Origin of the sequence: Rhizobium sp. ZW T2_16 (assembly GCF_044987325.1) — a bacterium.
GTDB lineage: Bacteria > Pseudomonadota > Alphaproteobacteria > Rhizobiales > Rhizobiaceae > Neorhizobium > Neorhizobium cellulosilyticum.
Genome location: NZ_JBJDRG010000015.1, coordinates 62,778 through 76,111, shown reverse-complemented (window position 1 = coordinate 76,111; position 13,334 = coordinate 62,778). Strand labels below are relative to the sequence as shown.

Sequence of the window (13,334 nt, the reverse complement as noted above, 5' to 3'; positions counted from 1 at the left end):
GGATCGAGTTCCCCAGCGTCAAAAAGAAAAAGGAAGGGCGGTCAACCATTGCGTATCGGCGAACGCGCGCCTGCTTATCCAGTCAAAGCTCGCCAGGGGGTCGCCAGTCTCATCTCCAGACGGAGAAGAAGCGCTTAAGAAGTATTTAGCGGGAACTCTTACTGAATTTCTTGTTCAGAGATTTCGACTTGGACAAGATGGGTCAAACCACCGACACCTCGTCGACCGGGAAGATATCCACGATTCCCGAGTCCACGGTGAAAATGCACATCCGCGAAACCATCGCATTCGAGACGAAGAAAGCGGAGTTTGTGGAAAAATTGCTCATCCTAACAATTGGCCAGCACACATTCGTCGACCGCAAAATGGTCTATGCGTGGAGGGAAGCAGGAGTCGAACTGATTGGACCCGTTCTATCCATAGGTCGGATCTCCCGCGTAGCGATTGGCTTAGTCGTGGGCGCGATAATCGACCTAGACCTAGACATTGACGCGCTTATCCTCCTGACTGATCAACTGGATGGGCTGGGAATCCCGGCCATCTTTGCGGGATCGCAGACAGGGAAGGCACAAACGAGCGGCTTCTGCATGTCACGCGAGCACGAGGCGATCACTGCGATCATGGCCGCGCTTCTCACGCAGCATAAAGTGACAAAGCATTAACATATGTGATTGAGCGGCCAATAGGAGAAGATACGCTGAGTTGTAACGACCGCGAGGCCGAACAGGAGGAGCGATCAGTGCAGACAGTTCCCAAAGTATTTCCAACGGTTTTTTCCCCTCGGATATCCGGGCAATGGCGGCCGCGTATCGAGTGGCCGTGACTCGTCCGATTTGCGCGGATGTCGACCCTGTATTTCTTGCCAGGGCGGTGTTGCATTTCTACGTCCGAGCCCTGGTAGACCCTGATCGCCTCAGCGAACTGACGTGCAGGCTCGTAGGCAAACGTCGCGATGAGGGCCGGGAGGCTCATCGCACGAGCACACCAAACGCATCCGCTCTAGCACAGCCCGGATCCCTTCCTGTCAAGGATGGCGCAACACCTCGAGGTAGTTCCAATGGATCGTGATACCGACGATGGTATTCGCGCCGACATGATCAGGCTCATTCCTGAAATCCGGAAATTTGCGAAGCGCTTCTCAGACAATCCCAACGACGTCGATGATCTCGTTCAGGAAACACTCCTGCGCGGCCTCGCCAATCTCGACAAGTTCCAGCCGGGCACCCGCCTCAGATCGTGGCTGTTTACGATCCTTCGCAACTCGTTCTGCACTCGCTACCAACGAAGCGTGAGAGAAGCGCCCGGTCGTGAGGATTGTGTCTCGCTACAGTCATCCGTGCCTCCTGCGCAGGAATGGTCAATCCGAATGCAAGAATTCAACAGGGCTATCGCAAGCCTTTCGCCCGAGCACCGAGGGGCATTCGATGCGGTTCTTGTGGACGGCGACAGTTACGAGGCTGCGGCTAAGAGATGTGGATGCCCAGTCGGCACTGTTAAAAGCCGGGTGAACCGGGCTCGACTAGCGCTCACGGAGCAAATGGGTGGCGCCCCATGATATGGATCCATAATTGCCCAACCTATCATATGTGCTGGTGATCGCCGGGGTTTGCATATCTAATCATCACCTCACCCGCACCTTGTTCGCCAGCTCGTGACAGAGAGACAATGCGCTCCCGCCACAGCACGGGAGCCTAGCCATATGCCGCGGTACTTTTTTCACGTTCTCAACGGCAAAGCGGTCGTCGATGAAATCGGCTTTGATCTTACAAACTCGGACAAGATGCGCACCGAAGCGATTCGAGCCGCTGGGCAGATGTTGAGTGACGGCAAGCACAGCTGGAACGGTCAAGCGTGGCAAACGGTCGTAACTATGTCGCCGGAACCATCGTTTTCGGCGTGAACTCTCAGTAGACCGCCACGGTCTTTAGGCTTGTCGGATGAACTAGGAAGAGTTCCTCGCACTTCGTAGGGGCCATTTACAAAAGTTCCAGAACTAGGGTGCGCCATATGCCCCTCGCAAGGGGCTGTACCGGCTAGAACTCGGGTAGGTCCCATTCTAACAGATAAGGAACCTGCCGTATCCGCCGCAAGGACTGTTCGTCGTCTCGGCGTTGGGGTGGAGGAACAGTGGGTCGCCTCGGGCGCGAAATGGCAGCCCAAGTCGTCATGAGAGATCGTCGCCGCTCTGAAGGAGATTGGGTTTGTGAGCAACCTCGTGGAGTACCGCGGAGGCACGATGTCTCCCGACTTCAACTAACCATCGTGCCAGGTTCCGACTGTCACTGCTGATAAGGATTGAATGATGCATTACCCCCGTATACTAATGATAGCTGCTTTCGCCATCACCTACTCCTTCGCAACCTTTAGCATGCTTCCGGCCTATGCTCAGGACGCTGCGAGCACAGCGTTCGCTCAAAAGGCTGCGCAGGCCGACATGTTCGAAATCGAAGCGGGCAAAGTCGCTATTGCGCGTGGCAAGGATGATGCCGCCAAACAGTTTGCCCGCGACATGGTGATGGATCACACCAAGTCTTCTACGGATTTGAAATCGGCTGTCGAGGCCGAGAAAATCGAACTTCCAACAGGGCTGACGAAGGAAAACACCGACAAGCTCGCCGCCCTCGAAGTGGCGTCAGATGCGGATTTCGACCAAGCGTATCTCGCAACCCAGGTCGCGGCCCACGAGGAGGCTGTCGCGATGTTTACCTCGTACGTCAAGGATGGGCCTGACGGTCCTATCAAAAACTTTGCGACAGCAACGCTTGGGACGTTGAGAACACATGCGATCAAGGTTCACGGTTTGACCGATAACAAATAATCGCGCTCAAAGCGGTGGAACTTATTACGCGGCTACGTGTTCGATGGCCGCATTTTCGACCCTAGCAATTATGGAGCCTATGATGGCAGAGAAGACTTTGGACGATCTGTTCCTTGATACGCTCAAGGATATCTATTTTGCCGAGAAGCAGATCTTGAAGGCATTGCCCAAGATGGCACGTGCCGCCCAATCCCCTGAGGGCAAGCAGGCTTTTCTGACTCACAAAGACCAGACAGAAGGTCAGATCGAACGCCTCCAGCAGGTATTTGAGCTGATCGGCAAGCCGGCGCGTGGCAAAACCTGCGAAGCGATCCAGGGCATTCTTGCTGAAGGCGAGGAGATCATGGAAGAATTCATGGGATCGCCCGCCCTTGACGCGGGCTTGATCGCATCGGCGCAAGCCGTCGAGCACTACGAAATCGCGCGCTATGGAACGTTGAAAAGCTGGGCCAGTCAGCTGGGGCTGGCGGACGCCGTTCCGCTGCTGGATGCCAATCTGCAGGAAGAATTGCAGACCGACGAGCTGCTTACCCAATTGGGGGAGGCCTCAGCCAATCCCAAGGGCGCCAACAAAGTCGCTTAGATACTGTTCTGACCTCACTGATCAGAGGCCGCCGCCAGGAGGCCTCACTTTTTTCCGAAGCGCGTTCGCTCAGTATCAAACTTGATTTCATGGGCGTGGAACTCCTTCCTCAGCTGCATGTTAGCGAGCTCCGAATATCGATAGCGATCCAGGAGAATTCCTATGACAGTTCCTATTCCAGCCCGTGATAGCGATAGCGGCTTCGCCTCTGGCGCAGCGTTCTATAAAATTTCCTGGGGAGCGGTTCTCGCTGGTGTTGCGATCGCTCTCGCCGCGCAGTTCTTGCTCAACCTCCTGGGCGTTGGTATCGGCGCTGGCGTACTCGACCCGACCACCTCCGATAACCCGGAAGCGTCTAACTTTTCGATAGCAGGGGGCATTTGGTTCGTGCTTGCGGGGATCGTTTCAGCCTTCATCGGTGGCTATATCGCCAGCAGGCTATCGGGGCGACCCGACAAGCCGACTGGTGGGTTGCATGGTCTGACGACCTGGGCTGTGACCACGCTAGTCGTCTTATTCATGTTGACCACGTCAGTTGGCGCTTTGATCGGCGGCGCGTTTTCAGGGCTTTCGAGCGTTATCAGCGGAGCCGGACAAACGGCTACGACCGCTGTGGCAGCAAGTGCCCCGGCGATCTCCAGCGCAACCGATCCGATGGCCGGAATAGAACGGCAGGTCCGCGGATCGACAGGAAATGATCCCGAGGCCCTGCAAGACGCAGCAGTTGCTGCTGTCCGGGCGGCCATGACGGGAGATGAAGCAGCGGCTGAGGACGCCCGGACACGCGCTGCCGATGCAGTCTCACGCGCCCAAGGCATCCCTGTTGATCAGGCCCGACTGCAAGTCGAACAGTATGAGAAGACCTACCACGACAACATTGAATCCGCCAAAAAGCAGGCCGCAGAGGCCGCCGATCTCGCTGCCACGACGGTAGCAACAGGCGCAATCCTTGGCTTCCTTGCCTTGGCACTAGGTGCTGCCGCGTCATGGTTTGGCGGGGTTTCCGGCACGAGGGGCATTTTAAGGACCGACGACAAGCGTCACATCGAAGGCGTGTAATAACAGCTTTCGATGCGAAGCATGATTCTGCACATGGCGCCTTGCGGGGCTTTATGCTGCCGGGGATGTGGTACCCGGCCTTGATCAGATAGCCAGCGCGATGGGGCAAGCGGCGATTGCGGCAACAACCATTCGAAACGATATGAGCGCTTCGCGTACACTGTTGAGGTAGATATCGAGACACGGTTCATCCGCTTTCGACCCCCGGAGTTCACGACCTGCGATCGGGCAAAGATATTTTCTCAAGCCGCGGAACTCGTGAACCAATGGGATGTTCGACGTCTCTAACGAGGAGATGGAAATATGAGCAACCCAGAAGACGATGCCAAGGGCCAGTACGCGCCCTCGCAGGCAGACCGTAAAGCGACCGGTGTTCACAGCGCAAAACCTACCGTGATCACGGGTTCGGAAGATGCGACAGTTCATCGAGATCCACCCGGGAAAAAGTCCGAGAAGGATTTCGATCTGAACTACGATCCCGCAGAGCCAAACGAGCAGAATTCTCGCGGCTAGCCGTTATCATGGGCGGGAGCGAAAGCACCCGCCCCTCCCCAACAATACCGTCGCGAGCCGATACGGCACTCCGCGCATGCCGCATTCGAACACGAACGAGATGTAACACTGACATCGTTGCGTATCGTGTTGGGCTAAACCGGACCACCTTCCGCACCGACCAAAGTGTTGCGCGCCGAACAGAATTTCATCCACAAACTGAGGCAATCCATAAATGAGTGCGACTTGCACATCAGATCTACAGTCAGGCTCAAACGAAAAAGCTTGGCTGAAGATCCTCGCAAAATATCGACAGCCAGATGTTGGTCGCAGCGTCTATGAGCTTGCAATCACAGGGGTACCGTTCCTGCTGCTTTGGTTCGGCACCTGGTTTGCCGTCCATTTTGAGTTCTGGCCAGGCCTGGTTCTACTCGTGCCGGCGGCCGCATTTCTGCTGAGGCTATTCATGCTCCAACACGACTGCGGCCATGGCTCCCTCTTCGGTCGTCGTCGCTGGGACGACTGGACCGGAAGAGTGATCGGCGTCCTGACGTTGACACCCTACGATTACTGGCGTCGAGCCCACGCCGAGCACCACGCCTCGGCCGGCAATCTCGACGGACGCGGGGTTGGCGATATTACGACCCTCACTGTTCGCGAATATCATTCCCTGCCTACACGGGGAAAGGTCGCTTATCGGCTCTATCGGCATCCTGCCGTAATGTTTGGTCTCGGCCCAGCATTCCTGTTTCTGTTCAAACAAAGATTACCTTTCGGACTGATGCGCTCAGGCGCCCTTCCCTGGGTGTCGACACTCGCCACGAACGCCGCTGTTGCAGCCCTCGCTGTCGTGCTGATCTGGGCGGTGGGACTTGTACCTTTCCTCTTGGTTCATCTCCCAATCGTGTTGATTGCCAGTTCCGCAGGTGTCTGGCTTTTTTACGTTCAGCATCAGTTCGAGGATACACACTGGTCGAGGCCGCCGGAATGGAATTTCCCTTACGCAGCTATGCATGGAGCGTCACACTACGATCTCCCCGCGCCACTGCGATGGATCACCGGAAACATCGGAATGCATCATATCCACCATCTGTCGAGCAAAGTGCCCTTCTACAGATTGCCCGAAATTCTTCGGGATTACCCCGAACTGGCGAATGTGGGCCGGATCACCCTCCGTGATAGCCTTGCCTGCGTAAAACTCGTCTTGTGGGACGAGAAGACACAGCGACTAATCTCTTTGAAAGAAGCTCGGGCACAACAAAAAGGCGCGCCAACAGCGTCGCCGCCTGAAGCTCAACGTTCCGTGAAAGGATGATAGCAATGCACAATCTGAAAGAATTTGCCACGAGTTCCAACGGTGACCGATGGTTCCTCGGACGTAACGAGCAGAGCAGTGCAGCATTTGTTCTCCATCGAGGTAATCCTGCGTCGGGGGGGCATGAAACACGAAGCACTGTCGATTCATTCTTGGCGCAAGAGCCGAGGGGACCACAACACGACAGGCTCGCCGCCGCTCTTGCAGCTATCGAAGCGCCAGAAACTGCGGACGGCGGGGAGGAGGAAAAGACTCCATCACTGAAATTGGCCGAGGAATATCTCCGGCTAGGCGGCAAACGGCGAGCTAAGGTCGACGACAACATCGTCAACACGCGGCTATGGGAGGACGAACCCAAGGAGGCTTCGGAATTCTGGGATGTCAAGGTTGAGCCAATGGAGGAGAAGCAGCGCCGCGAGGTCGAACTCCATCTGCCCTCGATCAGCGATGACTGACGTCTCTATCCTGCTTTCTCGTTTAACATCTCCGCAAGTCGTTGCGCGTTTCTTATGGAATGACCGTCGCGATCATTATTGAAATACACCCAGACGGTTTTCGCAGACGAGCTCAAAATTCGGTCGGCCCAGACCTGCAGCTCTTGATCACTGTAGTCGTGACGATACCACTGGCTCACACCGTGAAAGCGGACATAGATGTCATCGGCGGTTTTTACGAGTTCGTCCGGTAACTTCGGACCACTGCACGAGCAGAAGATTATACCCGCGGACGAGAAGGCTTCGTACACCGTCGCATTCCACCAGCTTTTATGACGAAATTCCACGACATTGCGACGCCGCGGATCAAGCTGAGAAAGGATCGAGTGAAGAGTTTCGGCTGAGTATCGGACGCTCGGCGGGAGCTGGAACAGGAAACACCCCATTTGAGGCCCGAGCATATCCGCGATATAACCAAAATCCTGGATCAAGGTTTCCGTTTCATCGAAACGCTTGATGTGGGTGATGAGCTCACAGACCTTGATCGAGTAAACGAATCCCGGATCGGCCTGGCGGATCCACGTCTTAACCGCACCCACTGTCGGCCAGGAATAAAACGGCGCGTTCAGCTCGACCGTTTTGAAACGGCCCTCGTAGATCGAAAACCATTGGCTTGATGGCACGTCGGAGGGATACATGGCCCCTTTCCAATGCCAGTAATACCACCCGGAGCAGCCGATATGGACGTATCCGGATACCGGGTCAGACGCCACTGGTTCGAGCGTGGGCCGCGATATGCGAAGTTCGTGCATTCTGGCTGCGCGCGTGACATTGGCATCGCGCTGTTTTTGACGGCGCTCGGCTCGTCGGATGCGGCGCACAGCAATCTCGTCTTCCGATAGTTCACTCACCGTGCTTCTCGCGGTCCCACAGGGGAAGAGCGGTCATTCGATATGATGACCCAGTGGGGAGTTGGCGTAATCCGACAACAACGCAGCGACGTCATCGTAAATGGCAATCGCGCCAGCATTCCGCAGGAGCTCATCCGCAAACCCTCCGGACCGCAACGCCACTGTGGAAATGCCAATTTTGCGGGCCGCCTCGACGTCGTAGGGAGAATCCCCACCACCATCACTTCCTCGGCCGTAACACCCTTCAATTTTGCCAGCGCGGTCGAAAAGATATCGGGAGACGGTTTGGTGTTTTCCACTTCGCCGCCACTTGTCGTGGCGGCCACGAGCTCCCTGATATTCAGTTCGTCCATATAGTGACTGAGATCATCCTGCGAAGCCGAAGAGGCCAGTACGACCTGCTGCTGACATTCACTGGAATGTGCAAGCAGCTCGAAAGCGTGCCGGAACGGTTTGACAGACGCGCGATACTTGCGACGGAAAATCCCGCCCTGCAACTTTCCCAGTTCCTGACATGTTGCGGCATCAAGGTCCGGCACGAGCGCGGGTATCAGCATATCGGCGCCCTTGCCGATCTGAGCATGAATTTCCGGCCCTGAGAAGTTCATTCCGATGCTCTCAAATGCCTCGCGCCAGGCAAGCACGTGCAGGTCGTTGCTGTCCACGAGCGTGCCATCGATATCGAAAAGGATCGCCTTGACCTGCATTTCGGATCCCAATCATAAGATTTGTTTCAGATACCCGCGACGATTTGCGTAGCAGTTTCGCAACTGCGCAGACGGCTAGGCATGGCCGGCGCAAAAGTCGTCATCTTCAACACCAGTGGAGTATTTTGTCTTCGCTTGCCGGATTGAAGCGAGATGGACGGAGAGTGCTGATCTAAAAGCCAGTATCTCTTGCCGTCTTATGTGGGCCGCGGCAGCACGCAACAGCATTTTCGAACTTTCGTCGACCATGAGACCTTATTGTCCACCAATCACGAGGGCAAATTTGAGCAGAGCTGTTAGTTTCAGGTATGCATAGCCTTGGACAAATAACTTTGCCGGACGGTTGATACCCATCTCGATACTAAGAGGATGAGGGTCGCTTTCTGACCATTGCCTTGTCGATGCCCTTCTTCGCCTCCTCTGCGAGTTTTTTGCGATTTTCGTCAGCGTTCTCGCCAGTTCTGCCGGCATCGCTTTCCGCGTCAGGCTTGTTATCGGTCATTGGTCCACCTTTCATCGCGGTGCGAACCGCCGCGGGCAGCCATAGTTCCACAAGCGCTCATGTTATTTTGAGGTGATGCGAGAAGTTTCGGCTGTTGAACACACATCGCGGAATCACAACAATAGGCTGCTAGGCGTCTCAGCCGGCTATTGACTACTGAACAGTCAAAGTGTCGATCGCAACAACCCTTCAGCGACTGCGACAACGGCTCACGAGCTGCGGGTCAATTCTTGGGGAATGTGGATATCGATACGAAGTCCACTGTCACGCCAGTTCCAGGCCACCTGCCCATGAAGTTGTCGTTCGACGAGAGTTCGTACAATCTTGGTGCCGAACCCTTCATTGTGTTTATCGCCGCCGAAAGGTTGGGTTTCCTCTGCCCAAGTAATTTCGACGCTGCCACCCGGCTGAATGTCCCATACGACGGCAACAGACCCCCTACCGACGGCCGCCGCCCCATACGTCAGCGCGTTGGTTGCCAATTCATGGAAAGCGAGAGAGAGAGGCTGCACGGCGTCCGGCGTTATAAAAAGGACGGGCCCCTTGAATTCACAGACATTCTGCTGGGGATCCGGAAACTGCGCCAGGATCAGTCTACGAAGGTCGACAGCAACCCAACCTGCTTCGGAAAGGAGAGTGTGCGCCGCTGAAATCGCATGAACGCGGCGCTGCACCGCAATGGCATAATCCGCCGGCTCAGTTGCTCGGCTCAGACGCACAATGCTTTCCACAATCGCGAGGGCATTTCGCGCTCGATGATCAACCTCCATGAGCAACCGACGCTCGGAGGCCTCGAGTTCCTTCATCTTCCGGAAATCAGTCACATCCAGCTGAGAGGCGAAGTAGTAGGCAAGCTGCTGATCGTCATCTCTGATCGGGCTGAAATGCAACTCGTTCCAGAACGCCGTTCCGTCTTTCTTATAGTTCAGAATGTCGACCGTAGCCTCAAGCTCACCGGCTATGGCATATCGAAGTTGGTCGACAACAGCTCGATCCGTATTCTCTCCCTGCAGAAACCTGCAGTTACCTCCAAGTACCTCTCTACTCTCATACCCCGTCAGGTTGAGAAACGCCTTGTTGGCAAGAATGATCGGGTGATCGGGATGGCGGGCATCAGTGAGGACAAGCGGCATACGCGTTCGCTCAAATGCAGCTGCGGATTGCTCCTTGTAATCACGAATCCCGTGTGGAGCTGCGGCCGTAGGCTTGTCGCCATGGGCTATCTGGCACATGCCACCTCATTCAAATGCTGAGCGTAACTCCACAACGAGGTTGTTGTTTCATGGGATATTTTAGGCCCGCCATCACCAGGATTATCATTGCTCCAGCAACAGCCTTAGCCCATCAATCAGCGTCGACTGCAAGTCAGGATCTGATTGACGAGTTAATGTCCTTGAAAATCGAAGCGTCACCGTCGTCGATCATTGGAACTCAAGAATGGCAACAGCTACTCCTCTCGCGCCCCGTCACGGGCTCTGAGAGACGGCGAATAGATCGCCGCCCCGAGCATCGCCGTCCGGAATAAGGGGCTAGGACATTAACTCGTCGATGAAGGGCGTTCGCCGTCTTTGAACGATTGGGCTTCCTCGCGTATGCGATCGTGCGCGACGTCGTGAACATCTGCCGCAACTGAAACGGCCTTATTATAGGCCTCCGAGGCGATGCTTCCAGCTTTATCAAATGTTTTGGAAGCTTCAGCCGATACACGCATTTTGACACCGTCAGCGGCATCGCCAAGCGCTTCATCCTCCATCTGGGTCCGGGGAAGAGCGGCGCCGATTGCAGCACCGACGGCGAAGGCGAGCGCGCCGCCCACAAGTGGTTGATCCTTAAAATGCTTCTGAATGGCCTCATTGAACTGCGCGCCGGTGTGGGCTGCACTGTGCCCAGCGTCAGACAGTGTCTGGCCTGTCTTGCCTGCCGACCGCGTCAGATCGCTCCACGTATTTGAGACCCAACCGGACGCCTCTTCAAACAGCTTCCCCGCTTCGTCACGCAGGTCATTGTACTGACGCCCGGTAGCGTCGGCGAAGCCTCGAAAGGTCTTGCCGCTCTCATCGACAAAATGTCCTGCACGACGCCCTGTCTCGTCTGTCAGCGCCTTATACTGGCTGCCACCACCATCCGTGAAATGGCTATAGCGCTTATCTCCGTCGATCCTGACTGGTCCCGATCGGCGAAGGTCCCCTTTGACGATTGCTAGCGGATACTCCTCCTTACCTCGACTGGCAGAAGATGAAATGTTTGTCTTCGGACCCGCCATCAAACATGCAAGTCCGACGCCCAGCAGTGCCATGGGCATAGGGTTGTTTCTGACCGCTGCACCGAGATTGGACACGTACTCGCCTCCGCCGCTCGATTTGGCGTAATTGAGAATTTCATCTACCAACTGTCCGGGCGACATGCGTTGCCGGATCGCGTCAAGCCGGTCTTCGATGCGACGGCGGTCTTCAGCAATTTCTTGCTCGATTTCCGCAGAATTTCGATTTTCTGAAGTGTAGGCCATCACGTTCTATCCTTCACGATTTTCGCATCCTGATGAAGCGAGGCGGTGGTGCGGTCGAGCTTGAGGTTGCCGCCCTGGAACGCCGCAAGGCCGCGGGTGATGAGGCCCCACGCAACCAATGCGGCGACAAGGCCGACAACAACAGATGAAAGGGCATCAGCGTTGTGTTCTGCCATGCCTTGCGCCACCAGAAATGCGGCAAGTCCATTCACCAAGGCCGCCAACAACACGCCGACGGCGCATATTGCGAGGACCAGACCGGCGGCGAATGCCTCGACGCCGACCAGAGCATGCGCGATTTTTTCGGAGGCTTCAGTCTTTGCGAGATTGATCTCCTTGCGAAACAGCCCGGAAATATCCCCGACAAGGCCGGTTACGAGTTCCGAGAGCGATCTTTCTTCCGTTGAGTTAGCCATTGCTGCGATCCTCTCTGCTGTATTGGCTTGTTGAAGCCGCACCAGACGGGGTGATCCCGATGGATACAGGAGCGGTGGGATTTTGCTCCGCTCTTGTTTTGCCGGCTGTGGATGGGCCATGTGCAGCCGAAGCGGTAATAAACCGGCTGGCGGCCAGGCCAGCAATGGCCGCGACTCCCAGAAAGGCAAGCGGCTGCTTGCGGCCAAAGTCTTCAGCCATTCCAGCGATCTCCGCCAGGCTGCGATCCTGAATGTTGTCGGAAAACGTCTTCATTGAGGTACCGATGCTGCGAGCAAACTTGCTCAAATCCCGATCGTCACCTTGTTCGAGTTCTTGTGCCACCCTGCCGATCGCAGCGGCAACGCTGCTCACCTTGCCAGCAATCAAGTTTTTCTGGCCCTCGACCGAGGCCTTGGCTTTTTCGGACGCACCAGACAGTTCTTGTCGCGCAAAATCGGACGCCGAACTAAAATCATCAGACAGTTTCTGTTTGATGTCGCCCGCCGCAGCGCCTCTCTCGACGATACCGTCGGCCTTTGAAGGGCTGTCCTTGTCAGGACCAGGGGCGGTCCGGCCGGAGCTGAAGCCCTGATTTATGTCCGTCATGAAACTCTCCCTTGAATGATCGGTCGTCATGCGACCGGCGCTCGAACCAGAGGAAGTTCGAATAGTTCCTTCAGCACAGACAAGATTATCGTTCGTCCATAGTCATCGAAATTATCCCGCATCCGGGCGCGGAAAAAAGGAACCATCTGCCACACCTCTTGTTAGCAGCACAGGAGAGGAGCTTTCGTTATGAGCGTTGCTATACGGACTGCCGGTGGGCAGGATACAACGGACCAATCGCCGCGATGGGAGGGCCCGGAAGAAATGCGCCCATGTGGCTATCTCACTGCGAAGGACAATCCCGACGCGGACAGAGACGCAGTCAACGACATTTGGACGCTCGAATTGGGTTACACCGAAGCTGCGGGACTCTTCAGACCACGCTTGATGAAGAACAGGAAACCGACCTGACGCTCTCGTCAATCGCCACGTCTGTGGTGAATCAGAACGCCGAGGGCTAATCTTCGGTCATTTTCATGCATACCAAGATATCCAAAGTTTTTAGGTCGCCGCCATTGGCGGCGTCATTCACACCCGGACGCATATTCTGGGGAGGCTTCACCATACGAGCATTGGAGCAATCGTGATCGATACGAGTAGGATTTTTGAGTTGGACCCAGATCTCACTGAACATTGCAAAAAAACCGGCTTTAATTCTGGCCTTCAGCGCTGAGGACCGCCCACTGATGGTCGGTGCGGGAAGACCACGTAATATCATCGTCATTAGCGACTTCCAGGACGGCCCTCCCTGCAGGGCGGACGTTCCGCCGGCGAGCTTGTTTCGCCGGCAATGGATGGAGGGCTCTCGAGGAGACCCACCGGATCCGTCACGGTCATCAGTGCCGGTGGACGTGGACGGTGGGTATATAGAGCGGTTCCCCCTCGCCGTTCTCAAAAGCGGCTTGGCCGACGCTGCCGAAATATGGACCCATTGGCGAGGAGAGAGCCCTCCGTCGGATCGTTGGGAAAATCCAATCTTACGAA

General features: G+C 55.9%; 17 protein-coding genes and 1 pseudogene. 11 read left to right on the top strand and 7 right to left on the bottom strand.

Annotation, left to right across the window (positions count from 1 at the left end):
* Positions 1 to 188 precede the first annotated feature (188 nt).
* The 10 genes and pseudogenes from ACI3K0_RS24160 to ACI3K0_RS24115 all read left to right on the top strand — a co-directional run bounded on the left by ACI3K0_RS24160 (position 189) and on the right by ACI3K0_RS24115 (position 6,722).
* Positions 189 to 662, top strand: coding sequence for a hypothetical protein (locus ACI3K0_RS24160; protein ID WP_206829082.1), 474 nt, complete (start codon positions 189 to 191; stop codon positions 660 to 662).
* A 395-nt stretch (positions 663 to 1,057) separates the two neighbouring features.
* Positions 1,058 to 1,555 carry a sigma-70 family RNA polymerase sigma factor gene (locus ACI3K0_RS24155; RefSeq protein WP_148147881.1) on the top strand — a complete coding sequence of 166 codons (498 nt, stop codon included), beginning with the start codon at positions 1,058 to 1,060 and terminating at the stop codon, positions 1,553 to 1,555.
* Positions 1,556 to 1,699: 144 nt separating this feature from the next.
* Positions 1,700 to 1,900 carry a DUF6894 family protein gene (locus tag ACI3K0_RS24150; protein WP_404946391.1) on the top strand — a complete coding sequence of 67 codons (201 nt, stop codon included), beginning with the start codon at positions 1,700 to 1,702 and terminating at the stop codon, positions 1,898 to 1,900.
* Positions 1,901 to 2,302: 402 nt separating this feature from the next.
* Positions 2,303 to 2,818, top strand: coding sequence for a DUF4142 domain-containing protein (locus ACI3K0_RS24145; protein ID WP_183686997.1), 516 nt, complete (start codon positions 2,303 to 2,305; stop codon positions 2,816 to 2,818).
* Positions 2,819 to 2,900: 82 nt separating this feature from the next.
* Entirely contained in the window at positions 2,901 to 3,401 is a 501-nt protein-coding gene (locus tag ACI3K0_RS24140; RefSeq protein ID WP_206829081.1) for a ferritin-like domain-containing protein, read from the top strand.
* A gap of 162 nt (positions 3,402 to 3,563) precedes the next feature.
* Positions 3,564 to 4,460 (top strand): PhnA-like protein, encoded by an 897-nt coding sequence (locus ACI3K0_RS24135; protein ID WP_404946390.1) that lies wholly within the window; start codon positions 3,564 to 3,566, stop codon positions 4,458 to 4,460.
* A 46-nt stretch (positions 4,461 to 4,506) separates the two neighbouring features.
* A pseudogene (locus tag ACI3K0_RS24130) lies at positions 4,507 to 4,632 on the top strand (NAD(P)/FAD-dependent oxidoreductase); the annotation flags it as partial.
* Positions 4,633 to 4,763: 131 nt separating this feature from the next.
* Positions 4,764 to 4,973 carry a hypothetical protein gene (locus ACI3K0_RS24125; protein ID WP_206829079.1) on the top strand — a complete coding sequence of 70 codons (210 nt, stop codon included), beginning with the start codon at positions 4,764 to 4,766 and terminating at the stop codon, positions 4,971 to 4,973.
* A gap of 214 nt (positions 4,974 to 5,187) precedes the next feature.
* Entirely contained in the window at positions 5,188 to 6,267 is a 1,080-nt protein-coding gene (locus tag ACI3K0_RS24120) for a fatty acid desaturase (RefSeq protein ID WP_404946389.1), read from the top strand.
* Positions 6,268 to 6,272: 5 nt separating this feature from the next.
* Positions 6,273 to 6,722, top strand: a complete 450-nt coding sequence (locus ACI3K0_RS24115) for a hypothetical protein (RefSeq protein ID WP_404946388.1) — start codon at positions 6,273 to 6,275, stop codon at positions 6,720 to 6,722.
* A 5-nt stretch (positions 6,723 to 6,727) separates the two neighbouring features.
* Here ACI3K0_RS24115 and ACI3K0_RS24110 read toward each other — a convergent pair whose 3' ends face one another.
* The 6 genes from ACI3K0_RS24110 to ACI3K0_RS24085 all read right to left on the bottom strand — a co-directional run bounded on the left by ACI3K0_RS24110 (position 6,728) and on the right by ACI3K0_RS24085 (position 12,350).
* Positions 6,728 to 7,612 (bottom strand): DUF72 domain-containing protein, encoded by an 885-nt coding sequence (locus ACI3K0_RS24110; protein ID WP_206829077.1) that lies wholly within the window; start codon positions 7,610 to 7,612, stop codon positions 6,728 to 6,730.
* Positions 7,609 to 8,319 (bottom strand): HAD family phosphatase, encoded by a 711-nt coding sequence (locus ACI3K0_RS24105; protein ID WP_206829076.1) that lies wholly within the window; start codon positions 8,317 to 8,319, stop codon positions 7,609 to 7,611. Before ACI3K0_RS24105 ends, ACI3K0_RS24110 begins: the two co-directional genes overlap by 4 nt.
* 711 nt (positions 8,320 to 9,030) lie before the next feature.
* Positions 9,031 to 10,053 carry a PAS domain-containing protein gene (locus tag ACI3K0_RS24100; RefSeq protein WP_404946387.1) on the bottom strand — a complete coding sequence of 341 codons (1,023 nt, stop codon included), beginning with the start codon at positions 10,051 to 10,053 and terminating at the stop codon, positions 9,031 to 9,033.
* Positions 10,054 to 10,358: 305 nt separating this feature from the next.
* Positions 10,359 to 11,327, bottom strand: a complete 969-nt coding sequence (locus ACI3K0_RS24095) for a DUF3618 domain-containing protein (RefSeq protein ID WP_206829074.1) — start codon at positions 11,325 to 11,327, stop codon at positions 10,359 to 10,361.
* On the bottom strand, positions 11,327 to 11,743 hold the full coding sequence (locus ACI3K0_RS24090; RefSeq protein ID WP_206829073.1) for a phage holin family protein: 417 nt from the start codon (positions 11,741 to 11,743) through the stop codon (positions 11,327 to 11,329). Before ACI3K0_RS24090 ends, ACI3K0_RS24095 begins: the two co-directional genes overlap by 1 nt.
* Positions 11,736 to 12,350 carry a nutrient deprivation-induced protein gene (locus tag ACI3K0_RS24085; RefSeq protein WP_206829072.1) on the bottom strand — a complete coding sequence of 205 codons (615 nt, stop codon included), beginning with the start codon at positions 12,348 to 12,350 and terminating at the stop codon, positions 11,736 to 11,738. Before ACI3K0_RS24085 ends, ACI3K0_RS24090 begins: the two co-directional genes overlap by 8 nt.
* 189 nt (positions 12,351 to 12,539) lie before the next feature.
* Between ACI3K0_RS24085 and ACI3K0_RS24080 the strand changes: the two genes are divergently transcribed.
* On the top strand, positions 12,540 to 12,761 hold the full coding sequence (locus tag ACI3K0_RS24080; protein WP_286195133.1) for a hypothetical protein: 222 nt from the start codon (positions 12,540 to 12,542) through the stop codon (positions 12,759 to 12,761).
* 46 nt (positions 12,762 to 12,807) lie between these two features.
* Here the strand turns inward: ACI3K0_RS24080 and ACI3K0_RS24075 are convergent, their stop codons facing one another.
* On the bottom strand, positions 12,808 to 13,074 hold the full coding sequence (locus ACI3K0_RS24075; RefSeq protein WP_206829101.1) for a hypothetical protein: 267 nt from the start codon (positions 13,072 to 13,074) through the stop codon (positions 12,808 to 12,810).
* Positions 13,075 to 13,334 lie beyond the last annotated feature (260 nt).